This window comes from Sphaerisporangium sp. B11E5, assembly GCF_039871875.1.
Lineage (GTDB): Bacteria > Actinomycetota > Actinomycetes > Streptosporangiales > Streptosporangiaceae > Sphaerisporangium.
The window spans coordinates 71,531-92,570 of sequence record NZ_JBDPMD010000027.1 but is presented as its reverse complement, the minus strand read 5'-3'; the positions used below and the strand labels follow the sequence as shown (position 1 = coordinate 92,570).

The window sequence follows — 21,040 nt, the reverse complement described above, 5'->3', positions numbered from 1 at the left end:
CCGGAAGTTGCTGCTTCCAGCGGCCCCGCCTTGCGCCTCAGGCCGCTTTCTCGCCGGGGTCGGCCTGTTTGCTCTGGTCGTGGTCCGGGGTGTGTAACCGCTCGCAGTCAGCGAGGTAGCGAGCGGCGGCCTGGAACAGTTCGTGGGCGACGGACAGGTCCCCCGCCGTGACCGGACCGGCGCCCGTGGTGGAGATCGAGACAAGTCCCTGGGGCGTCTCCAAGAAGAGATGCGGACGCGTCTCGCTGACCACCAAGGCACTGACATGGAGGTCAGCGGTACGGAACGAGACCGAGACGCGGGGGTCGTGTTCCGGCTCGACGGCCACCGTGATGTAGGTGTAAGGGTCGTGTTTCATGCCGGTGCGTCCTCACCGGTCGAGGAGCGGAGGAACATGCGCTCGACCGAGACGGCGAATGCGTGCGCCTCACTGGCGAGTTCGCGAGCGAAGTCGACGTCCGAGGCGGTCACCGTGTCACTGGCCGTGGTGGTGACGAGGACCGACGTCGCCCCGAAGTCGAGCATCAGCACCGGGGTACGCGCCGGGTAGGGGTGGTTACCGGCCTTGGCTCCGTGACCGGTGTTGAGGTTGATCACGCTGGACGCACGGCGCCGGCGGTGACGGGGCATCAGATGTTCTCCCTACTGGGGTTGGGGGTGTTCTTCGCCGCACCCGCCCGAAGCCCGCGCATCTCACGGACCCGGATGGAGTACGCCAGCCGTCCCTGTCCGTTGACGTACGGGGTGACAGTCACGCCGTCGAACTCCACCGGGGTGAACGGCGAACCGGACGTCGGAGCCGGGGGAACCGGCTGGACCGGCGCCAGGATCTTGACCGCCACCGTCTTCTGAGCGGGCTTGAGCGTCGGGTCACCGTCCATCACGGCGACCTGCCAGACGAGTTCCCCCGTCTGCTTGTCACGCGCCTGGACGAACCGCCCGTTGGTCGAGGCGTCGAAGTCCTTGACCTTCTCGACCTCCCCCACGACGTAGCAGCCGTGCGGGAAGACCATGCCGAAGGTGACCGGGATGGGGCCTTGCAGTGCCATGGGATCGCTCCTGACTTGGATGACAGACACTTAACCTGTCAACTGACTAGAGCATAAGAAAACCCGCTTGATAGGTCAAGTGCCTAAGCGGGTTTTCTTGGACATCTCCGGTCAACTGATCGCGTAGGCGTCCTCCAACTCGTGACGGTCGGCAGGAAGCAGCACGTCAACCACGGCCAGGGCACGGCCGGCGGCATCTCGCAGCGAGGCGAACACCACGAGCAGCGGCACGCTCTTCGGCATGCCGAGCTGGTGTGCCTCATCGGCGGTGGGCATCCGCGCGATGATCTGCTCTAGGACGTGATCGAACCGGACGCCCTTACGTGCTTCGATGTGCTCGCGTAGCCCCTGCGACAGTGGCTCAGCACTGGTCAGATCGGTTCCCTCCGACAGGTCGAGGGGCAGCCAGACCGAGACGATCTCAGAGGGCTCATCCCCATGGGAGAGAAGGCGACGACGAAGGAAGACCCTGCTCTTGGGCTTGAGACCGAGCAGCACGGCTATCCGGTTCGGCGCGGTGACCGCCGCCACGTCGAGCACCTGGCCCGCCGTACTGGTTTCCGGACTGCTCACGTACGCCTGGCCCGGCCGAGGCTGCTCCATCGTCGTCATCACCGGACGGCCCCGTACGAACCGGCCCTTACCTTGCTGTGATTCGACCCAGCCCTGTTCCCGCAACATGCGCAGGGCCGCCACCACCGTGGGACGGGAGACGCCGAATTCTTGGATCAGTTGGTTCTCGCTGGGCAGCAGCGAACCAGGCGGGTAGGTTCCCGCATCTATGCGCCGCTGAAGTGTCTGCACAAGCTGTGCGTACTTCGGCGGCACCGACTCTAGCGACATCACGACCGTCCAACACCCGACAGGTTGTTTTACCAAGCTGAGCGTAGACCTGCACCATGCCACCTGTCACGCGAACGGAGGCTTACCACTCAGCCAGGGGCCCGGACCAGTACAGAGGGCGAGCACGCAAAGGGCGCGACGAGACAGGGGGAAGTTTCCTCCCATACCTGTTATGGGAGGTCGCCTGTCTCGCCGCGCCGGTCCTAGAAGACCCGTCCGACGATGTAGTCGGAGAGGGTCTGCGCCGCACCCTTCACGTCATTGACCGGGTGCCGCTTCTCCGCCGACTGCCAGGAGTAGAAGGCGCCGCCGTACCCGACGAAGACCCACACCGGCAGTCCGTTGTACGGGCGATGAACCATGAGAGCGCTGTTGTTGTCGCGCAGCTCGGCCCGCACGCCCAGTTCGGTCAGGTGATCACGTAGCCGCACCAGCTTGGCGGCCTCATCCGGAACCTGCGGATCCATGTCACCACCCATCACTTTCAAGATCACCGAGTTCATGCCGCTTCCCTTCCGACCCGGCCCGCGCCAAGGCAGTCGAAACAGTCGCGTTCCTCCCTGACGGGACCTTCACCGTCATCAGGGCTGATCAGGAGCCCGCGCCGCGAGTTACACAGCTTCGTGCCACGTCCTCGGCATAAGGAACAGGGGACTGTGTCGCTGGTCTCGACTGGCCGGGTCACCGTTGCCATCTCCTTGGTTGCCCCGCGCTCCCTACGACGGAAGGCGGTCTGACGTACCTTGGTTGCCTGACGGCAAGACAAACAGCGAACCGATCAAGGCGGGACCCCCAACCCGGCCCCCTTTTTCGCCCCCCTGAATGGGAGGTTTGCCCGGAGATGCCGAACACAGTGCCCAACGTGCAGCTCCGCGCCTGGCGCAACGCCCAACACCTCACCCGCGCCGAGTTGGCCGCCCGAATCAACGCCACCTCAACCGGCATCAGCGAACGCCTCAATTGCGACGAGGAACGCATCCGCCGCTGGGAAGCCGGCGAAGTCGCCTGGCCACACGCCCCCTACCGCCTGGCCCTCATCCAGGCCACCGGATACCAACCCGAAGATCTCGGCTTCATCCCCAACAAACGCGGAAACGCGAATCGCCTCATAGAGACGCCATTCATCCCGGCCGACGCCATGCGAGCCGAAGCCGACCTGTACGGCACCATGGAACTCGCCCAGCAGCTCCAAGCGTCCGACGTCGGCCCCGGAACCCTAGAGGCCCTCGCTGAAGCCGTCGATCTACTCTGCCGCGCCTACCCGGTCGTCCCCGCCGCCACCCTCCGCGACCGCACCCAAAAGCGCCTCGCCCAAATCAACCGCCTGCTGTCCGGCCGGCTCACCCTGGCCCAGCACCGCGAACTCCTCGTCATCACTGGGTGGCTTACCGCGCTACTGGGCTGCATCCACTACGACCTAGGCGAACGCGAAGAGGCAGAAACCTCCCGCCGCGCCGCCTACGAAATGGGTCACCAGGTAGGACACGGCGAACTGATGGCATGGGCCCACGAGATGTCCGCCTGGTTCGCCCTAGTCGAAGGCCGATACGAAGACGTAGTCACCGCCGCCCGAACTGGCCAGAAAGCCGCCGGTCAAACCAGCGCCATGGTTCAACTCACCCTGCAAGAAGCCCGAGGCCTAGCCCGCATGGGAAACCGCCGAGAAGCCGACCAGGCCCTCTCCCGCGGCGCCGACATCCTCGCCAAACTCCCCACCCCCGACCACCCCGACCACCACTTCGTCTTCGACCACGCCAAATGGATGTTCTACGCCGCCACCGCCTACACCTGGCTAGGCGACAACGACCGCGCCGAAGAACACGCCCTAGAAACCATCCAAATGCACACCCGCCCCGACGGCACCAGCAACGCCCCAATGCGCGTAGCCGACGCACACATAGACCTCGGCATCATCCATGCCAGACGAGGCAACCTCGACGCCGCCGTAGACCAAGGTGTGACGGCATTCCACATCGAACGCAGATCCCTCACCGACCTTGTCAACCGCGCGGCCGACCTCGATCGAATACTGCATCAACATTATCATCGCGAAAGCCTTGCCAGGGAATTTCACGACCGATATACGACAGCGCGACAAGCTCTTGCGACTAACCGTCCAGAACTGCTCGATTGATCACTAACGCACACCAATTGGTGGCAGCCCGAGCACGAAACGCGACTGCCTTAACGAATCCTCAGCAGTAACGGCCAGGCTGGACTTAATCGCAGACATTTTGACGGTGAAACGACTAGTCTGCTCACCTAAATCTGGCGGCACCTCCATAAAAAAAGGTTCGCCGAATTCCGCAACCTCTTCGGCCTTCGCTTTCACAACTCGTATGGCCTCACGGAGATGCACTTCTAGAGCAATGAACGTTCTAGCCAACATACGCTCCGTAGCCAGCATGGTGGAATTAAGAACAGGAAAGAAGTCAAAAATTCCGCCGACAGATTCAAGATCCGCTTTGACGATGCTTCCCCACCCGTCATACTGGGAAAGAAGGCTACGCGAATCGAACTCCAGCTTTAAGTAGTGTTCAAACTCGCCTGGCTCAACCTCCATCCCTCCATAGGTGAAGTTCTGCAATGCCTGCCCGACATGCTGGCTATAGTTTCGCAGTTTGCAACAGAACCGATATGCAAAATAATCATCAAAGGCTTCACTAGCAGCATTCCTGAATGATTTCAGCTCATCAGAATCCTTTCCGAAACGACCAGACAGCCAATGCGCCGTATGGTCATCCAAAGAACGTAGGCTACGCAGCCAGTCGTCTACTCCCATATGAACCCTGCGGGAAATCAAATTCACAAACGCAGAGTCCGTGCGATTAGATTTAACGAGCTCTCTAACCAAATTAACTATGCGATCAGCGGCGGCACGGAGGTCACCAATAGGATTCACTTCAACCATGAATGACAGCAGCGAAATAGCGCTTTTGGTCTGGTCTATCTCTTCAGGGGACGCTTCCCGAAGTACGCTGATCTGCGGTTCGTCGTCGCCAACCGCTCCGCGCATCGCTCCCAAATGAAGAGTTGCAGCACCCTGCTCCGCCGTCATACGCACAGTCTTACCCGAAAAGGCAGTTCAGTGCAGCTGCATGCGGAACAATCCCTCTTACGCTGCCGAATTGGTCTCATGAAGATCAAGGCGACGGCGCTCCGCGCCGCCGCACGGCCCGCCGCCCGCTCCGCCCGGCCGGGCGTGCGGCGTGGGCGCCGGTCCCGGCCGGCGGCGGGAACGCGGGCCGCCCGCCGCACCCAGCACCCGCCGACCAAAGCCTGAGCCACCGCCACAAGGCGCGCCGCCGCCTCTACCCTCTTGACGACTTATCTGCTGTGGCTTGGCACCGAGCCTTCGACCGACTTTGCGACCTTGCCGCTTATGAGGCTAGCCGTACCAGCCCTGACGTCAGGCTTAGCCACAACACCAAGTGCGCGGAGCCCAGCCAACCCCCGGGTGTCGCTCACGTGCTTTGCGAGATCAAGGTACGCGCGGTAACGGAGGTACGCGAAGAGTGAGGTGATGGTGGATGTAGCAACAGCTGCGACAGCCAACATGAGCATGGGAACTGACCCTCCAGGGTTCTGTCCCCGGTGCTCATTTCCGGGCGGCTGCGGCGGGGCCATACAGAGATGGCGCACACTCACCTTGATGCAGCGCGAGCTACCAACTTGTTCATGCCCAAACTACACGATCTCAGCGACGCTTGCTGGGGTTGCCTCGCCATGCCTCCGGCTTGGGGTGGAAGCATCTTCGCGCGAGTCCCTTTCGTACAGCTTCTGGGACAGAAGCTCGCATCTGCTCGACTGTCTCGAAGGCATGGTGCCAACCCTTGATAACACGTACAAGATCTAAAAGCCAAGCCCTTTCGAGGGTGCCATGCCCATGTCGACAGCCGACCGGAAACCAAACTGGAGGCCCGTTCCAGCCATCCGAAAAGGCCCAGTTCAGTAAGCGGGCGCGCACCACCTTGCCAGATGTACGCCCCAGGAAAAGCAAGCGTTGCCCGTCCCCTTGCAGCGGGAGAGAGTAGACCTGACCCAGCATGCAGCCCCGATGAGGACACCGTATCTCCAAGGTCCACATGTCTGCTTGAGCCGAGGGAGGTAAGGCGTCCAGCCAGTCCGCTGCAAGATCTGAGTTGTGGACATAGAACTCCCGCTCCAGATCCAGGTCACCGTAAGTCCCGGGCGGAAGTTCTTCTCGCTCTTCGTATAAGTAGGTCACTAGATCACCTGATCTCCTATGGGCAAGCAATGCGTACTTGCTTAGCCACTACCCCATCCTCCTCGCTGTCGAGTGTCCCGGTTGAGCCCACCGAGTCAAGGGCGCCTTCGGCGTCGCTACGCGATCAACTACGTTGACCCTTGACACGGCGGCCTCACCCTGGGGGTCGGCAGCTATGAGAAGGACGGGGAGGGACCAGGAGCCGGGTGGGTACTGCAACAGCCCCACACAACCGCTCACGACCACGCCCGCCGGCCACTGTCGTGAGCGTGGCCGCAGCCTCCGGATCATGGGGCGAACAATACCGACAATGAAGAGCTCCGTGGCCGGTTGCCGTGCCCGTTGCGTGCCCGATGGGGCGCTGATCAAGGGGGACTCATGGGAAGTCATGGACAGGGGCACACGGGCTTTGACGAGCGGCGCGGCAGGTCGGGCAGTCGTGAGCCGAAATCTTCCAAACTGGCTACGCGGGTTCGATTCCCGTCGTCCGCTCCCACGCCGAAGGCCCAGGCCGGGAGACTCCGTCACCCGATCGCGGGCCTCGGCCGTCTCCCCAGGTCGTGCGTCTTCTCTTTTCGAAAGCCGGCGTTCCCCGGTCAGCCCGTGAGGGCCGTGGTGTCGGCCGGGCGGCGGGAGAGGGCTGTACCGAGGGCGGCGCCGCCTACGGCGCCTGTCGTCCAGAAGACGGTCATGGCGGTGAGGAACTCGGGGCGCAGGACGTCGAGGACGGCCGCCTGCCAGGTCGGGGGGACGGCGTCGCCGGTGCTCAGGTAGCCGGCCTGTGCGTTTGCCCAGACGACGGCCTCGGGGATGCTGACGGCGAGTACGGCCGCCATGGCGGTGAGGCCGGCCAGGGCTCCTACGCGCAGGCCTGAGCCGAAGGAGCGGTGGCGCCACGCCGTGGTGAGCGTGATGGCGAGCAGCAGGACGGTCGGGGCGGCCGTCCAGAAGCCGAGCACGCCGCCCCGGTCGTGGGCGAGTGACCAGCGCGAGGCGGCGAAGACCCCGCCGCCCACGACTACGGCCGTCCCGGCGGCCATGATCCACGCGCCGCGCGGCTGACCTGATCGCAGGACGGCCCACACTCCCCCGAGGGCGAACCGGCGGCGTTCGGCCGGCGGGTCGATCGCCGCCAGCTCGGCCCGCAGGGCCGTGCCCCACGCCGACCGGTGGCCGGGCAGGTCCGCGACGGCCAGATCGACCATGAGCTGCCAGGTGTCGCGTATCGCCCGCCGGCGGCCCGGGGTCCCGGCGCGGGCGGCGAGCGCGGCGCCGAGGACGGGCCACGGCAGGGCCCAGGCCAGCGCGGCGAGGAAGACCTCGAACGGGCCGAACAGCCTGCCGGTGCCGATGACCACGATGGCGGGGAAGATGTCTGGCTCCGCCAGGTAGGTGGCACGCAGCGGCAGGTGCGCGCAGGCGGTGCCGGCGGCCACGGCGGCGAGCGCGAGAAGCCCGGCGACGGTCCCGGCCCCGAACCCGCGGGCACGGGCCACCGCGGCCGCGGCGAGGCCGGTGAGCGTGGCGCACACCAGGGCCGCGAGCAGCCCGAGCATCGTGCTCAGCAACACCACGTCGAAACCTGAGGGCAGGCCGTCCGTGACCTCCGCCAGAAACCAGCGCTCCACGCCGGCGGTGAGCAGCCCGGTGGTGACGGCGACGGCTGCCAGTCCCGGCCACACGGGCCGCCCCGTTCCGCCCCGCCACGCGGCGAGGGTGCGGGCGGCGAGCGCCCTCGCACCACCCTGGCGCACGGCGGCCCGCAGCCGGACCGCGAGCACCACGATCGCGATCGCGGGCGCGGGTGCGAGCACCGCCAGGACAAAGAGGTAGTAGTGCATCGACGGCCTCCGAACGGCAGGGGCGGGCCAGGGATCGAGGGATCGAGGGATCGGGGTGAGGTGGTCCTGGGCCAGGAGGGATCTGATCGGGTCACGGGCGGACGAGCCGGAGAGGGGCCTGGCCGCTACCGGACGGGCTGGGAGCTGAAGGTGCGCAGGTCAGGTGCGCCTGGTCGGGGGAATGCCGGATGGCCCTGGTCCATGGAGCGGGGATCAGATGGGGCCTGGTCAAGGGGCGAGGGTGCCGGGAGACGGGGTGCCGGGAGACGGGGTGCCGGGAGACGGGGTGCCGGGAGACGGGGTGCCGGGAGACGGGGTGCCGGGAGACGGGGTGCCGGGAGGCGAGTGTCAGGTGGGTCTGGGTGCCGGACGGGGGGCGCGGGCGGTCAGGGCGGGGCGCGGCGGCGCGGTCACGGTGCGGGCGAGTTCGGCGCCCGCGGTGGTGAGCCGGTACAGGTGCCTGGCCGGCCGGCCGCGGGGCGGGTCGGTCTCCCAGGAGGTCTCCACCTGCCCGCGCTCGGTGAGGCGGATGAGGATCGGGTACACCGTGCCCGCCTTCAGTCCGAGGGCGCGGCACAGGTCGTAGCCGTGGCTCCAGGCCGCGCCCGCCTCGGCGAGGGCGGCGAGCACGGCCGCGGTCTGCGGTGAGGGACGTCGTGCACGTACCATGGCTCAAATATCTACCTAGATAGAGTTAGAGCGCAAGACCTTCCGTGCCGGACGGCGCCGCGGTGGAGGCGGGGACGGCGGCACGCCACGGTGCCTCCCGCTTCGGCCCGCCGCGCCCCTGCGAGCCGAGCCGGGACACACAGCGGAGAGTCGCCTGTGACCGCGGCTCACGCGTCCGGCGTGGGTTGACCCCGTCCGGGGGCTTCCGGATCGGCGGGGCGCCGGGTGGGGACGGCGGCCAGGTCGAGGAGGTCGGTGACGATCTGCTGGAGGCGGTCCACGTCGTGGAGGGCGCAGGAGAGCAGGTCGGGGAGGTCGGTGTCCTCGGGGTGGGCGCGGGCGTCCTCCAGGCGGAGGCGCAGGCCGGTGACCGGGTCGCGCAGGCGGTGGGAGGCGTCGGCGATGAAGAGGCGCTGCCGTTCCAGTGTCTGGCGGGACTGTTCGCTGGTCTGCTCGATCCGGGCGAGGGTGGCGTTGATGGTGCGGGCGAGGCGGCCGGCCAGTCGCGCCTTGGACGGCTCGGAGATCCGGGCGTGCGGGTCGTGGCCGTCGACGGCGGCGAGTTCGGCGCGCACCGCCTCCACGGGACGCAGCAGGCGGCCGGTGATCTGCCAGCCGGCGCCCGCGACGACCCCTACGAGAACGGTCACCCAGATGGACAGCACCATGTCCATGGGAGCCGTCACCTCCTCTCGCCGCCCGAAGGGCTGTATGACCCGTGTGGGTTCGAGGGGGGTGAGGTACGCGCGTCACCGGCTGAGCCGGTGACCTTCACTGTAGGTACCGCCTGCCGTGACCTGTCAAGGCGGTGACGTAAGGCCCGCGCCACGGGCGCTTACAGGAAGGGCAAAGGCGCCGCCGCCGCCCTTCGCCCCTCCCGCGTCACCTGTCAGATTGGTGACGTGGAGTCCGTGTATCTCACCGGACGGCCCGCGCTCGACTTCGCGGCCACGCTGAGGTGGCGCGCCAGCCTCCGTGAGGAACTGCTGGCCACACCCGGCGACCTCGCGGCCTGGGCCGTGCGGGCGGGCCTCGTGACCGAGCCCGTCCCGGCCGGCCCCGGGGACCTCGCCGGGCTCCTGCGGCTGCGGGAGACGATCTACCGCATGGTCACCGCGCGGCTGCGCGCCGAGCCGTGGTCCGAGGAGGACCTGGACGCGCTGCACGACGCCGCCGCCGCGCCGCCCGTCACCCTCCACCTGGCCCCGGACGGCGCGCTGCGCCGCGCTGGGGACTGGCGCGCGGTCGCGTCCGTGCTGGCGCGCGACGCCCTCGACCTGCTCGGCGGCCCGGACGCCGCCCGCGTCAGGAGGTGCGCCGCGGAGGGCTGCACACGTCTGTACGTGGACCACAGCCGGGGCCACACCCGCCGCTGGTGCGACATGGCCGAGTGCGGCAGCAAGAGCAAAGCCGCCTCCTACCGCCGCAGGCGTGCCGGGACGGCCCGCTGAGGCGCTGGTTGGAGCGCGGGAGACCGGGCAGGGGGCATTCATGGTTTCGGAGAAGGAAGAGTTCGACGTCGTCGTGCTGGGGCTCGGCCCGGGCGGCGAGGAGATCGGGCAGCGCCTCGCCGAGGCGGGGCTGGCCGTGGCGGGTGTGGAGGCCGAGCTGGTGGGCGGCGAGTGCCCGTACTGGGCGTGTGTGCCGTCCAAGATGATGCTGCGCGCGTCGGACGTGCTGGCCGAGTGCCGGCGCGTCCCCGGCTTGGCCGGGACGTCGCACGCCGAGCCCGACTGGGCGCCGGTGGCGCGCCGCATCAGGGACGAGGCGACCGACGACTGGAACGACAAGGTCGCGGCCGAACGGTTCTCGGGCACCGGCGCCACGCTGGTGCGCGGACGCGGGCGCATCACCGGCGACCGTGAGGTCACCGTCGAGCCCACAGGGGACGGCGCCGGGGAGATCCGGGTGCTGCGGGCGCGGCGCGGGATCGTGCTCGCCACCGGCACGGTGCCGGCCGTGCCGCCGATCCCGGGGCTGGCGGAGACGCCGTTCTGGACCAACCGCGGGGCGGTGCGGACCGAGAAGGTGCCGGAGTCGCTGATCGTGCTCGGCGGCGGCGCCGTCGGGGTGGAGCTGACCCAGGTGTTCGCGCGGTTCGGCGCGCAGGTCACGCTGCTGGAGTCCGCGGACCGGCTGCTGCCCGGTGAGGAGCCGGAGGCGGGCGAGCTGCTCGCCAAGGTGTTCGCCGAGGACGGCGTCACGGTGCGCACCGGGACGAAGGTGACGCGGGTCGACCACCACGGGTCGGCGTTCACCGCGATGACCGAGGACGGCAGCTACCGCGCCGAGCGGCTGCTGGTCGCCACCGGGCGGCGGGTGGACCTGGCGGGCGTCGGGGTGGGCGCGATGGGCGTCGACGAGTCGGCGCCGGCGATCGAGGTGGACGAACGCATGCGGGCCGCCGACGGGTTGTGGGCCATCGGCGACGTCACCGGGCAGGGCGCCTTCACACACATGGCGATCTACCAGGCGGGCATCGCGCGGGCCGACATCCTCGGCGAGCCGGGGCCGCTCGGGCGACGTCACGCGGTGCCGCGGGTGACGTTCACCGACCCCGAGGTCGGCGGGGTGGGACTGACCGAGGCGAAGGCGCGGGAGCGGGGCCTCGCGGTGCGCGTCGTCACCGGGGACCTGTCGGGCCGGGGGTGGATCCACGGCGCGGAGGGCTTCGTCAAGATGGTGGCCGAGGACGGCGACGACCCGGTGCTGGTGGGGGCGAGCGCCGCGGGGCCGTACGCGGGCGAGGTCCTCGGCATGCTGACGCTGGCCGTGCACGCCCGGGTGCCGGTGCGGGAGCTGCGGTCGATGATCTACGCATATCCGACATTCCATCGGGCAGTGGGGGACGCGCTGAAGAAGATGGGCTGACCCGGGCACGGACGCGGGGCCCGCCGCCGGGAGCGGCCGGGTCCGGTCAGGGCCGGCGCGGTGAAGAGATCTTCCTGACGGGTTAACGTCGGAGCGACGACGCGGGAGGGTCAGATGACGGTGGGCATCCGCGAGGCGTACCGGCGCGCCCTGGACGACTGCGGCACGCAGGTGCAGCGGGTCGGGCCCGACCGGTGGCGGGCACCCACGCCGTGCTCCGGGTGGGACGTGCGCACCCTGGTCAACCACCTCGTGCAGGAGAGCCTGTTGGTGCCCGAGCTGCTGTCGGGCCGCTCGGCCGGCGAGGTCGGCGGCCTGTTCGAGGGCGACCTGCTGGGCGACGACCCGGTGAAGGCGTTCGACGTCGCCGCCGCGGCCGCCGTGCGCGCCACCGAACCGCCGGACGTGCTCGGCCGGGTGGTGCGCTTATCGTTCGGCGACGTGTCCGGCGAGGAGTACCTCACCGAACTGTTCGCGGACGCGCTGATCCACACGTGGGACCTGTCCACGGCCATCGGCCCGCCGGTACGGCTGGACCCTGAGCTGGTGCGGCGGTGCGCCGAGTGGTTCGCGGGCGCCGAGGAAGCGTGCCGCCAGTCGGGCGTGATCGGGGAACAGCCGCCGTTGCCCGCGGACGCCGACCCCCAGACCCGCCTGCTCGCCGCCTGGGGCCGCCACGGCTGACCGCGCCTGACGACCAGGACCTTGATCAGGCCGGCCCGGAGGTACGCGGCGGCTCAGCTCGCCGGGCGCCTGCCGTGGTTGGCCTTCTTCTTCTTGCGGGCCCGGCTCTTGCGTGCGCGTCTGCCCATCGTGGATCCCCTTTCGCGTGGGTCTCGTCCCCCACAATGCCCCCGCCGCCCGTGCCCCACAACCCTGGATCTTGCAAAAGCCCGTCGTGCGCCGCCCATGCCGGCCGTTCCACCATGTTCCAACAGTCAACCCGTGGTTATGTGGGATGATTTGCTGGAATCTGTGGAAAAGGAGGGGCGATGCTGGCCCAGCAGCGGCAGCAGGCCATCCTGCGGCGCGTGCGAAGGCACGGGGCGGCCCGGGTGGCCGAACTGGTGCGCGACCTCGGGGTGTCGGACATGACCATCCGCCGCGACCTGGAGGTCCTGGCCGAGCGCGGGCTGGTCGAGAAGGTGCACGGCGGCGCGACGGCCGTCGGGTCCGGCTCCACCGAGGAGCCCGGCTTCGCCGCCAAGTCGGTGCGCCAGCAGGCCGAGAAGGAGGCCATCGCCCGTCGCGCCGCCGAACTGGCCGGGCCCGGCACGGCGGTCGCGCTGTCGGCGGGCACCACCACGTGGACCCTCGCGCACCACCTGGTGGACGTGCCTGAGCTGACCGTCATCACCAACTCCCCCCGCGTCGCCGAGGTGTTCCACCACGGCGGGCGGCCGGACCAGACCATCGTCCTCACCGGCGGCGTGCGCACTCCCTCCGACGCCCTGGTGGGACCGGTCGCGGTGGCCGCGGTGCGGTCGCTGAACGTCGACACGCTGATGCTCGGCGTCCACGGCATGAGCACGCGGGCCGGGTTCAGCACGCCCAACATGCTGGAGGCCGAGACCGACCGCGAGCTGATCGCCGCGGCGCAGCGGCTGGTGGTGCTGGCCGACCACACCAAGTGGGGCACGGTGGGCTTCAGCACCATCGCCGAGCTCGAGAAGGCCGACGTGCTGATCAGCGACACCGGCCTGCCGGAAGACGCGCGCGAGGCCCTCGCCGAGCGGACGGGCACGCTGATCCTGGCCGAGCCCGCGGCCACCGGGAACGAGAACGAGGACGAGGCGGCGGAACGGTGAAACGGACCATCACATACCTGGCGGACGGCCGCGAGCTGATCTACTACGACCGCCGGGACGACGCGGACCGCGGCGCGCACGACACCCGCGACCTGCCGCCCCGCCCGCCCGCGTCGCAACTGCGGTACGACCCGCTGCTGGACGAGTGGGTGGCGATCGCCGGGCACCGGCAGACCCGCACGTTCCTCCCCCCGGCCGACCAGTGCCCGCTGTGCCCGTCGAAGCCTGGACGGCCCACCGAGATCCCGGCCGCGGACTACGACGTGGCGGTGTTCGAGAACCGCTTCCCGTCGTTCAGTCTCGTGCCGGTGGAGTTCGAGCAGGTCGGCGGGCTCAGCGAGGTACGGCCCGGCGTCGGCCGGTGCGAGGTGGTGTGCTTCACCTCCGAGCACGGCTCGTCGTTCTCCGCCCTCTCCCCCGCCCAGGTTGACCTGGTGCTCCAGGCATGGGCGGACCGCACGGCCGAGCTCTCCGCGCTGCCCGGCGTGGAGCAGGTGTTCTGCTTCGAGAACCGCGGCGCGGAGATCGGTATCACGCTGGCCCACCCGCACGGGCAGATCTACGCCTACCCGTACGTCACGCCGCGCACCCGGCAGATGCTCGGCTCCGCGGCGCGGTACCGGGAGCGCACCGGGGGGAACCTGTTCGCCGACGTGCTGGCGGCCGAGCGGGCGGCGGGCACCCGGGTGGTCACGGCCGGGGAGCACTGGACGGCGTTCGTGCCCGCCGCGGCGCGCTGGCCGTTCGAGGTGCACGTCTACCCGAACCGGCGGGTGCCTGACCTGAACGCCCTGGAGCCGGAGGAGCGGGCGGAGTTCGGGCCGCTGTACACCGATGTGCTGCGCCGGCTGGACGGGCTGTTCGGCGTGCCGATGCCGTACGTCGCGGCCTGGCACCAGGCGCCGGTGCGGGAGGCGCGCGACCTGGCTTACCTGCACCTGGAGTTGTTCAGCGTCCGGCGGGCCAAGGAGAAGCTGAAGTACCTGGCGGGTTCGGAGTCGGCGATGGGGGCGTTCGTCAACGACGTGCTGCCGGAGGAGGCGGCTCGCATGCTGAGAGGTGACTAGTTTCGCCCAATTTGTCCGACGAGTCGCCATAAGAGGCGGCAGAGTACTACCATCCCAACGAACCCGCCGGTCACGGCGGTAACGCCTAATCCCTGGCGCCTCGCCAGGGAACCGGGGACCCATGCTTCTCTGGGGTGAATCCACCGCGTGTGGTAGGGCGACTCCGGCCCGAACCCGTCAGCTAACCCGGTCGGCGCACGAGAGGAGAGGGCTCTGCCGCGCACTTCCGGCGGTTCCGTGGTGTTGGCCGCGTGTGTTCTGCTCATGGCCGGGCTGGTCCCCGGCCAGGCGGTGGCGGGAGCGGCCGCCCCCAAACCCACAGAGAAGGAACTCAAGGCCCAGCTCACGTCGCTCACCAAGAAGGTCGACAAGCTGATCGCCGAATACAACGCCAAACGCGTCGCCGTCACCAGGGCCAAGGCCGCGGAGAAGGCGGCGCGTGATCGTCTCAAGGCCGCCGAGGCGGCCTTCACCCTCGCCGAGTCGCAGGTCGGCGACATCGCCCAGTTGCGTTACCAGGCCGGCGGCATGGGCATGGTCCGTGAGCTCCTGACCCCCGGGTACGGCGGCGCCGCGATGCTCGAACAGCTCCAGGCCGAGCAGGACGCGCGGCTCGGCGGGTTCGCCGCGGCGCGCGACGCCCGCAAACGGGCCGCCGGCGACGCCGCCGAGCTCACCGCCGAGCTGCGGGACGACATGAGCGAGCTCACCGGGCGGCGCAAGGACGCCGAGAAGCTGATCGACGAGATCAAGGACAAGCTGGACCGGCTGGTCCCCACCGCGCCGGGCAAGCGCGCCAACGGCGCCTGGGCGCCCGAGCTGCCCACCGGGAGCGACAACATCACCCCCCGCACCCGGCTGATGCGCACCGAGGTGCGCAGCCACTTCTCGCTGCGTTTCCCCGTCGGCTGCTACCGCGCCGAGAACAGCGGCGAGCACCCGCTCGGGCGGGCCTGCGACTTCATGCTGAGCTCGGGCGGCGCCATGCCCTCCGCCGCGGACGCCGCACTCGGCGAGGAGATCGCGGCATGGGCCGTCAAGAACGGCGGCAAGCTCGGCGTCAAGTACGTCATCTACCGCCAGCGCATCTACAACCTGGGCTTCCCCGGCTGGCGCGCCATGGCCGACCGCGGCGGCGTCACCGCCAACCACTTCGACCACGTGCACATCTCGATGTACTGACGCGTGTCCGGCGCCCGGCCCGGGTCACCGGGCCGGCGGCGCGGACGAGCCGGCTCAGCCGGACAGGCGGATGGGGTTGACGATGTCGGCGTAGATGAGCAGCGTGCTCATGACGAGCAGGACGGCGACCACGGCGTACGTCAGCGGCAGGGCCTTGGCGATGTCCACGTAGGACGGCGCGGGGCGGCGGCGCACCCGGGCGTAGGCGCGTTTGAGGCCCTCCCAGAGGGCGCCCGCGATCTGGCCGCCGTCCAGCGGGAGCAGCGGGATGAGGTTGAACACGCCGATGGCGAGGTTCACCAGGGCGAGCAACTGGATCAGCGAGATGATCTTGGCGTCCAGGGGCGCGGCGGACGCGGCGATCTCGCCGCCGATGCGGCCGGCGCCGACGATGCTCGCCGGGCTGTTGATGTCGCGCTTGGCGCCGCTGAACGCGGCGTCCCAGACGTTGCCGAGGCGCTCGGGGAACCGGGCCAGCGACGCGGCGGTGCGGGTGGTGAAGTCCCACATGGTGGCGGCGACGTAGCCGAGGTTCTGCCGCTCGACGACCACCACGGGGCCCACGCCGAGGAAGCCCTGGTTCTTGTCGATCTTCGTCGGGTCGTCCGTGGAGGGACGGTCCTGCGCGATGAGCGTGGGGGTGAGGGTCAGCGGCGCGCCGTTCCGCTCGACCTGGACGGTGATCGGGCCGGCGCCGTGCGCGCGGATCAGCTTGGTGGCCTGCTCCCAGGTGGTCACCGGGGTGCCGCCGACGGCGCGGATCTTGTCGTTGACGGCCAGGCCGGCCACCGCGGCGGGGGACTTCTGGTGCGCGGCGGTGCACTTCTGGCCTTTCTGCTGCTCCTGGACCGTCATCACGCACTGGGAGACGCTGGCCACGACCGGCTTGGCGACCTGGACGCCGAACCCGATGAACACCACGGCGAAGAGCAGGAAGGCGAGCACGAAGTTCATCGCGGGGCCGCCGACGAAGATGATCAGCCGCTGCCACCAGGGCTTGCTGTACAGCACGCGCTTCTCGTCGCCGGGCCTGACCTCCTCAAGGGATGCCTGGCGGGCGCTCTCGATCAGGCCCTGCCAGTAGCCGGTGGAGAGGTTGCGCAGCTTGCCCTGGTCCTGGGGGCGCGGCGGGAGCGGCCCGATCATGCGGATGTACCCGCCGAGTGGAATCCATTTCACCCCGTATTCGGTTTCCTTGCCCCGCTTCGACCACAGGGTGGGGCCGAATCCGACCATGTACTGGGTGACCTTCACACCGAAGAACTTGGCGGGGACCAGGTGGCCGATCTCGTGCAGGGCAATCGACGCCATCAACCCGAGGAAGAAGATGAGAAACCCGGCCACGACGAGCCAGCTCATAGATGCTGCCCCCCACCTGCGGAGAAGTGCGTTGGGTTTGGATTGCCCCCTCCGAGACTAACCGAACTCCGGCACGGCCCGGACCGGGCGGGTTAATCATCTTCACACCGACCGACCGTAGGAGTGACTTGCGCGAGGTGCACCGAATCGGGAGACTGCATTGACGGTAAGCAATCATCTCGACACCGTGGGATATGACTCGGTTAAGTAACATTTGCCGGATTCTGCGCCAATGCCCCCTAGGAGAACCTTGATACGCATCCTGGTTGCCGAACATCTCCCCCTCGTCCGGCGGGGACTGGTGGCCTCGCTGGACGCGGAGAAGGATCTCACGGTGATCGCCGATGTGGCCTGCGGTGAGTACGTCGTGCCTGCGGCTCTGGAGCTCGATCCGGACGTCGCCGTGATGGACGTGGACCTCCCCGACCTCGACGGCTTGACCGCGGCCTGCCGGCTGCATGAGAAGGCGCCGCGATGCAGGGTGCTGTTGCTGTCCGCGCAGCCCAACCCCGGGCAGGTGCGCCGGGCCTTCGCCGCGCACGCCCTCGGCTTCCTCAGCATCGACGTGGCGCCCGAACAGCTCGCGGACGGCATCCGCAGGGTCGCCTCGGGGCGCAAGGCCGTCGACTCCGACCTGGCCATCGCCGCGCTGACCTCCGCGGACAACCCGCTGACCCCCAGGGAGATGGACGTGCTGCGGCTGGCGGCGCAGGGCTCGGCCTCCAAGGAGATCGCCGCGAAACTGTACCTTTCCGTGGGAACGGTCCGAAATCACCTTTCCCGGGTCATGTACAAGACCGGGGCCCGCAACCGCCTGGACGCCGTGCGCATCGCGAGCGAGGCCGGCTGGCTGTAGGGCGGCGGGAGGGCCTCAGGGGCGCCAGATGAGGATGAGGGCGCAGTCGTCGTTGTGCCCGGCGGACATGGAGTCCACGAGCGGCCGCGCGCCGCTCTGGAAGCCGGACGGCACCAGCCGCTCGGCCTCGCCGAGCAGCCGGTCGAGACCGGAGTCGATGTCGCGCCCGGGCTGCTCGATGAGCCCGTCGGTGTAGAGCATGAGGGCGTCGCCCTTGTGCAGCACGCCGTTGTCGGGCTCGCAGTGCAGGTCGGGCACCACGCCGAGCACCACGCCCTTGGCGGCCGAGACCTGCCAGGTGCCGGTGCCGGCGTCGAACTTCACCACCGGCGGGTGGCCCGCCGAGGTGATCTCGTACGCCCCGGTGGACAGGTCGAGCCGCAGGTGGACGGCGGTGACGAACCCCTCGCCCTCGGGCTGGCGGTGCAGGTAGGCGTTGCAGGCGGGCAGGAACGCGTCGACCGAGCCGAGCAGGCCGCCGAAGGTGCCCGACAGCATGAGCGCCCGGGTGCCGGCGTCCACGCCCTTGCCCGACACGTCCACCAGCGCGATCTCCAGGATGGAGCCGTTGCGGGTGGACACCAGGAAGTCGCCGCCGAACGACGACCCGCCGGCCTGCTTGAGCACGACGCGCGAGCCCCAGTCCTTGGGGAGCGCGGGCAGGTCGCCCTGCCGCTTGAGCCGGTCGCGCAGCTCCAGCAGCATGGCGTCCCCGCGCAGGCCCTGCACGCCGAGCTTGCCCCGGGTGCGGGCCATCAGCACGGCGAGCACCATGGTGAAGCCCAGCGTGACCAGCATGCCGGGCGTGAGGTGGCGCGGGCCGAGCAGCACGGCGATGGTGCCGAGCGCGAAGAAGACCGAGCAGAGCAGCACGGCGAGGCTGCGCAGCCGCAGTTGCAGGCCGCCGACCAGCGTGACGAGGATGAACAGGCTGGGCGAGAACCACTCACTGGAGACGCGGGCGGACAGGAAGCCGAGCGTCAGCGTGAGCAGGCTCAGGGTGATCAACAGGTTCCGGTCGCGCGCCAGCGGCCCCCTGCGGAGGAATCGCACGATCCGCACCAGAAAAGGGATGCGCACCAAGATCGCGCGGAGCCGCGGGGGGATCAGCGGCGCCGGACGGGAACTCATGATGCAGCGACTCTATCTGCCCGGATGCCCTTTGGGCAGCCCACTTGACCAAGACCTTGATCATTAAACGGGTATATTAGGTGGCCGATCCGGTTTGCCCGGTCCTACCGTGACTCCGTGACGTCACAGCCAAGTCCCCGCTTCAGCCCGAGAATACGCACCCTCGACAAGTCCGAGTGGCCCGACTGGATGGAAGTGTTCCAGGAGGCGTTCAACCAGGAGTTCCCGCCTGAGCGCAACGCCCGCTTCGAGGCGGTGATGGAGTTCGACCGCACCCTCGGCGCCTTCGACGGCGATCGGCTGGTCGGCACGACCGTCGGTTCCTCCTTCTCCATGACCGTCCCCGGCGGCCCACGGCCGGTGTGCGGCGTGACGGGCGTCGCCGTGCTGCCGTCCCACCGGCGCCGGGGGGTGCTGTCCTCGCTGATGCGCCGGCAGCTCGCCGACCTGCACGAGAACGGCGAGGCGCTCGCCGCGCTGTACGCCTCGGAGGCAGGCATCTACGGCCGCTACGGGTACGGCAGGGGTGTGGACAACCTCTTCTTCCGCATCCCGAGGCACGGCGCGCGGCTCGCGCCGCACGCGCCGTCCGACCCCGCGCTGCGGGTGCGGGTGGAGAAGCCCGCCACGGTGCGTGAGGAGCTGGAGAAGGTCTTCGAGGCCGTGCGTCCCACGCGTCCCGGCCAGTACGCCAGGAACCACGAGCGCTGGAACGTGCTGCTGGCCGACGACGAGACGGCCCGCCGCGGCAACGGGCCGCTGCGCTGTGTGATCGCCGAGGACGACGCCGGGGTGCGGGGGTACGCGCTGTTCCGCGTCAAGTCGCAGTTCACCGACCACGACGTCCCGGACGGCGAGGTCATGCTGATGGAGCTGTTCGCCGTGGACCCCGCCGCGTACGCCCTGGTGTGGAGCCAGGTGCTCGACCGCGACCTGTGCTCCAGCGTGTACGCGTGGAACCGTCCCGCCGACGACCCGGTCATCCATCTGCTCGCCGAGCCCCGCCACCTCAACGCGGGCTGGCTGGACGAGATGTGGATCCGAGTGGTGGACGTGGAGCGCGCCATGCCGGAGCGGGCGTACTCGGCGGCGGCCGACGTCGTCATCGAGGTCGAGGACCCGGTGTGCCCGTGGAACGAGGGCCGGTGGCGGCTGTCGTGCGACCGCGAGGGTGCCACGTGGTCGCGGACCACCGACCCCGCCGACGTGAGCCTGCCGGTGAGCGTGCTCGGCGCGGCGTATCTCGGCGGCCGCCCGCTCGGCACGTACCACTCGGCCGGGGTCGCCGACGAGCACCGCCGGGGAGCGCTGCGGGAGCTGTCCGCCGCGATGCTCTGGGACATCGCACCGTGGGGCGGCCTCGTCTTCTGAGTAAGATCCGTGCATGGCACTGCAGAGCTTGCAGATCACCACGGTCACGGCGATGCGCGCCCGTGACGTGTCACGTCCGACCAGTGAGCACCAGGAGGCCGCCGACCGGCGGCCCCTGCGTGACGAGACCCCCCGCAAGGGCGAGCCCCCGGCCCGGCGCCCGGAGCCTCAGCCCCGGCGCAAGCCCGAGGCGCGGCGCCGCGCCGACTGACGGCCGGCGCCCGGCGCCGTGCTGACGGGCCCGCTGCTCGCGTTGCCGCGTCAGTCGCCCGCGGGCAGGGGCGGCACGACGCCGGAGGTCTCGTAGGTCGCCATCTGGGCGATGCGGCGGCGGTGGCGCTCGTCGCCGGAGAACGGGGTGCTGAGGAAGACCTCGACCAGGCGGGTGGCCTCCTCGACGGTGTGCATGCGCGCGCCGATGGCCACCACGTTGGCGTCGTTGTGCTTGCGGCCGAGTGCGGCGGTCTCCTCGCTCCACGCGAGGGCGGCGCGGATGCCCGCCACCTTGTTGGCGGCGATCTGCTCGCCGTTGCCCGAGCCGCCGATCACGACGCCGAACCCGCCCGGGTCGGCGGCCACGGCCTCGGCCGCGCGCAGCACGAAGACGGGGTAGTCGTCCTCGGCGTCGTAGACGAACGCGCCGTCGTCGACGACGTCGTGGCCGTGGTCCTTGAGCCAGGACACCAGATGGTTCTTCAGTTCGTAGCCGGCGTGGTCGGCGGCGAGGTAGACGCGCACGGCCTCATTCTCGCAGCCGCGCGCCCG

23 protein-coding genes and 1 riboswitch are annotated in these 21,040 nt (G+C 69.3%); of the genes, 11 read left to right on the top strand and 12 right to left on the bottom strand.

The window, feature by feature from the left end:
- Positions 1-37: 37 nt before the first annotated feature.
- The 5 genes from ABGB17_RS23355 to ABGB17_RS23335 all read right to left on the bottom strand — a co-directional run bounded on the left by ABGB17_RS23355 (position 38) and on the right by ABGB17_RS23335 (position 2,395).
- Positions 38-358: a hypothetical protein gene (locus tag ABGB17_RS23355; RefSeq protein WP_347632967.1), complete on the bottom strand. Its 321-nt coding sequence runs from the start codon at positions 356-358 to the stop codon at positions 38-40.
- On the bottom strand, positions 355-630 hold the full coding sequence (locus tag ABGB17_RS23350) for a hypothetical protein (protein WP_347632965.1): 276 nt from the start codon (positions 628-630) through the stop codon (positions 355-357). Before ABGB17_RS23350 ends, ABGB17_RS23355 begins: the two co-directional genes overlap by 4 nt.
- Positions 630-1,049: a plasmid replication, integration and excision activator gene (locus ABGB17_RS23345; RefSeq protein WP_347632963.1), complete on the bottom strand. Its 420-nt coding sequence runs from the start codon at positions 1,047-1,049 to the stop codon at positions 630-632. Before ABGB17_RS23345 ends, ABGB17_RS23350 begins: the two co-directional genes overlap by 1 nt.
- Positions 1,050-1,160: 111 nt before the next feature.
- The gene (locus tag ABGB17_RS23340) at positions 1,161-1,892 is read right to left on the bottom strand and encodes a GntR family transcriptional regulator (protein WP_347632993.1); all 732 of its coding nucleotides are present in this window, start codon (positions 1,890-1,892) and stop codon (positions 1,161-1,163) included.
- A 203-nt stretch (positions 1,893-2,095) separates the two neighbouring features.
- Positions 2,096-2,395: a hypothetical protein gene (locus ABGB17_RS23335; RefSeq protein WP_347632961.1), complete on the bottom strand. Its 300-nt coding sequence runs from the start codon at positions 2,393-2,395 to the stop codon at positions 2,096-2,098.
- A gap of 359 nt (positions 2,396-2,754) precedes the next feature.
- On the opposite strand from ABGB17_RS23335, the gene ABGB17_RS23330 reads away from it, so the two are divergent.
- Positions 2,755-4,026 carry a helix-turn-helix transcriptional regulator gene (locus tag ABGB17_RS23330; protein WP_347632959.1) on the top strand — a complete coding sequence of 424 codons (1,272 nt, stop codon included), beginning with the start codon at positions 2,755-2,757 and terminating at the stop codon, positions 4,024-4,026.
- 3 nt (positions 4,027-4,029) lie between these two features.
- Here ABGB17_RS23330 and ABGB17_RS23325 read toward each other — a convergent pair whose 3' ends face one another.
- Complete coding sequence (locus ABGB17_RS23325) at positions 4,030-4,950, bottom strand: hypothetical protein (protein WP_347632957.1); 921 nt, start codon at positions 4,948-4,950, stop codon at positions 4,030-4,032.
- Between the two features lie 78 nt (positions 4,951-5,028).
- Here ABGB17_RS23325 and ABGB17_RS23320 point away from each other — a divergent pair, with 78 nt between their 5' ends.
- Entirely contained in the window at positions 5,029-5,175 is a 147-nt protein-coding gene (locus tag ABGB17_RS23320; protein WP_347632955.1) for a hypothetical protein, read from the top strand.
- A 1,541-nt stretch (positions 5,176-6,716) separates the two neighbouring features.
- Here ABGB17_RS23320 and ABGB17_RS23315 read toward each other — a convergent pair.
- The 3 genes from ABGB17_RS23315 to ABGB17_RS23305 form a co-directional block, all read right to left on the bottom strand.
- Positions 6,717-7,961, bottom strand: coding sequence for a hypothetical protein (locus tag ABGB17_RS23315; RefSeq protein WP_347632953.1), 1,245 nt, complete (start codon positions 7,959-7,961; stop codon positions 6,717-6,719).
- A gap of 348 nt (positions 7,962-8,309) precedes the next feature.
- Positions 8,310-8,630 (bottom strand): PadR family transcriptional regulator, encoded by a 321-nt coding sequence (locus ABGB17_RS23310; RefSeq protein ID WP_347632951.1) that lies wholly within the window; start codon positions 8,628-8,630, stop codon positions 8,310-8,312.
- Positions 8,631-8,797: 167 nt separating this feature from the next.
- A complete protein-coding gene (locus tag ABGB17_RS23305; protein WP_347632949.1) occupies positions 8,798-9,316 on the bottom strand; it encodes a histidine kinase dimerization/phospho-acceptor domain-containing protein in 519 nt (172 codons plus the stop codon).
- Positions 9,317-9,532: 216 nt separating this feature from the next.
- Here ABGB17_RS23305 and ABGB17_RS23300 point away from each other — a divergent pair, with 216 nt between their 5' ends.
- The 6 genes from ABGB17_RS23300 (at position 9,533) to ABGB17_RS23275 (ending at position 15,558) form a co-directional block, all read left to right on the top strand.
- Positions 9,533-10,081: an ABATE domain-containing protein gene (locus tag ABGB17_RS23300; RefSeq protein WP_347632947.1), complete on the top strand. Its 549-nt coding sequence runs from the start codon at positions 9,533-9,535 to the stop codon at positions 10,079-10,081.
- A 40-nt stretch (positions 10,082-10,121) separates the two neighbouring features.
- A complete protein-coding gene (locus tag ABGB17_RS23295) occupies positions 10,122-11,501 on the top strand; it encodes an NAD(P)/FAD-dependent oxidoreductase (RefSeq protein ID WP_347632945.1) in 1,380 nt (459 codons plus the stop codon).
- Positions 11,502-11,615: 114 nt separating this feature from the next.
- A complete protein-coding gene (locus tag ABGB17_RS23290) occupies positions 11,616-12,185 on the top strand; it encodes a TIGR03086 family metal-binding protein (protein ID WP_347632943.1) in 570 nt (189 codons plus the stop codon).
- A 308-nt stretch (positions 12,186-12,493) separates the two neighbouring features.
- Positions 12,494-13,309 carry a DeoR/GlpR family DNA-binding transcription regulator gene (locus tag ABGB17_RS23285; RefSeq protein ID WP_347632941.1) on the top strand — a complete coding sequence of 272 codons (816 nt, stop codon included), beginning with the start codon at positions 12,494-12,496 and terminating at the stop codon, positions 13,307-13,309.
- The gene (gene galT, locus ABGB17_RS23280; RefSeq protein ID WP_347632939.1) at positions 13,306-14,376 is read left to right on the top strand and encodes a galactose-1-phosphate uridylyltransferase; all 1,071 of its coding nucleotides are present in this window, start codon (positions 13,306-13,308) and stop codon (positions 14,374-14,376) included. Before ABGB17_RS23285 ends, galT begins: the two co-directional genes overlap by 4 nt.
- A 72-nt stretch (positions 14,377-14,448) precedes the next feature.
- A riboswitch (cyclic di-AMP (ydaO/yuaA leader) is annotated at positions 14,449-14,587 on the top strand.
- A 53-nt stretch (positions 14,588-14,640) separates the two neighbouring features.
- On the top strand, positions 14,641-15,558 hold the full coding sequence (locus tag ABGB17_RS23275; protein ID WP_347632937.1) for a hypothetical protein: 918 nt from the start codon (positions 14,641-14,643) through the stop codon (positions 15,556-15,558).
- A 54-nt stretch (positions 15,559-15,612) separates the two neighbouring features.
- Here ABGB17_RS23275 and ABGB17_RS23270 read toward each other — a convergent pair whose 3' ends face one another.
- Positions 15,613-16,917, bottom strand: a complete 1,305-nt coding sequence (locus tag ABGB17_RS23270; RefSeq protein WP_347632935.1) for a M50 family metallopeptidase — start codon at positions 16,915-16,917, stop codon at positions 15,613-15,615.
- 250 nt (positions 16,918-17,167) lie between these two features.
- Between ABGB17_RS23270 and ABGB17_RS23265 the strand changes: the two genes are divergently transcribed.
- On the top strand, positions 17,168-17,773 hold the full coding sequence (locus ABGB17_RS23265) for a response regulator transcription factor (RefSeq protein WP_347632933.1): 606 nt from the start codon (positions 17,168-17,170) through the stop codon (positions 17,771-17,773).
- Positions 17,774-17,788: 15 nt separating this feature from the next.
- Here the strand turns inward: ABGB17_RS23265 and ABGB17_RS23260 are convergent, their stop codons facing one another.
- The gene (locus ABGB17_RS23260) at positions 17,789-18,904 is read right to left on the bottom strand and encodes a PP2C family protein-serine/threonine phosphatase (protein ID WP_347632931.1); all 1,116 of its coding nucleotides are present in this window, start codon (positions 18,902-18,904) and stop codon (positions 17,789-17,791) included.
- A gap of 117 nt (positions 18,905-19,021) precedes the next feature.
- Here ABGB17_RS23260 and ABGB17_RS23255 point away from each other — a divergent pair, with 117 nt between their 5' ends.
- Positions 19,022-20,275: a GNAT family N-acetyltransferase gene (locus ABGB17_RS23255; protein ID WP_347632929.1), complete on the top strand. Its 1,254-nt coding sequence runs from the start codon at positions 19,022-19,024 to the stop codon at positions 20,273-20,275.
- Between the two features lie 13 nt (positions 20,276-20,288).
- Positions 20,289-20,486, top strand: a complete 198-nt coding sequence (locus ABGB17_RS23250; RefSeq protein ID WP_347632927.1) for a hypothetical protein — start codon at positions 20,289-20,291, stop codon at positions 20,484-20,486.
- A 50-nt stretch (positions 20,487-20,536) separates the two neighbouring features.
- On the opposite strand, the gene ABGB17_RS23245 is transcribed toward ABGB17_RS23250, so the two are convergent.
- Positions 20,537-21,013 (bottom strand): ribose-5-phosphate isomerase, encoded by a 477-nt coding sequence (locus ABGB17_RS23245; RefSeq protein ID WP_347632925.1) that lies wholly within the window; start codon positions 21,011-21,013, stop codon positions 20,537-20,539.
- Between the last annotated feature and the right edge of the window lie 27 nt (positions 21,014-21,040).

Coding starts and splice junctions, on each gene's coding strand:
- ABGB17_RS23355 (WP_347632967.1), bottom strand. CDS start 358: ATGAAACACGACCCTTACACCTACATCACGGTGGCCGTCGAGCCGGAA.
- ABGB17_RS23290 (WP_347632943.1), top strand. CDS start 11,616: ATGACGGTGGGCATCCGCGAGGCGTACCGGCGCGCCCTGGACGACTGC.
- ABGB17_RS23340 (WP_347632993.1), bottom strand. CDS start 1,892: ATGTCGCTAGAGTCGGTGCCGCCGAAGTACGCACAGCTTGTGCAGACA.
- ABGB17_RS23295 (WP_347632945.1), top strand. CDS start 10,122: ATGGTTTCGGAGAAGGAAGAGTTCGACGTCGTCGTGCTGGGGCTCGGC.
- ABGB17_RS23335 (WP_347632961.1), bottom strand. CDS start 2,395: ATGAACTCGGTGATCTTGAAAGTGATGGGTGGTGACATGGATCCGCAG.
- ABGB17_RS23320 (WP_347632955.1), top strand. CDS start 5,029: ATGAAGATCAAGGCGACGGCGCTCCGCGCCGCCGCACGGCCCGCCGCC.
- ABGB17_RS23345 (WP_347632963.1), bottom strand. CDS start 1,049: ATGGCACTGCAAGGCCCCATCCCGGTCACCTTCGGCATGGTCTTCCCG.
- ABGB17_RS23325 (WP_347632957.1), bottom strand. CDS start 4,950: ATGACGGCGGAGCAGGGTGCTGCAACTCTTCATTTGGGAGCGATGCGC.
- ABGB17_RS23350 (WP_347632965.1), bottom strand. CDS start 630: ATGCCCCGTCACCGCCGGCGCCGTGCGTCCAGCGTGATCAACCTCAAC.
- ABGB17_RS23315 (WP_347632953.1), bottom strand. CDS start 7,961: ATGCACTACTACCTCTTTGTCCTGGCGGTGCTCGCACCCGCGCCCGCG.
- ABGB17_RS23260 (WP_347632931.1), bottom strand. CDS start 18,904: ATGAGTTCCCGTCCGGCGCCGCTGATCCCCCCGCGGCTCCGCGCGATC.
- ABGB17_RS23275 (WP_347632937.1), top strand. CDS start 14,641: ATGGCCGGGCTGGTCCCCGGCCAGGCGGTGGCGGGAGCGGCCGCCCCC.
- ABGB17_RS23250 (WP_347632927.1), top strand. CDS start 20,289: ATGGCACTGCAGAGCTTGCAGATCACCACGGTCACGGCGATGCGCGCC.
- ABGB17_RS23270 (WP_347632935.1), bottom strand. CDS start 16,917: ATGAGCTGGCTCGTCGTGGCCGGGTTTCTCATCTTCTTCCTCGGGTTG.
- ABGB17_RS23285 (WP_347632941.1), top strand. CDS start 12,494: ATGCTGGCCCAGCAGCGGCAGCAGGCCATCCTGCGGCGCGTGCGAAGG.
- ABGB17_RS23310 (WP_347632951.1), bottom strand. CDS start 8,630: ATGGTACGTGCACGACGTCCCTCACCGCAGACCGCGGCCGTGCTCGCC.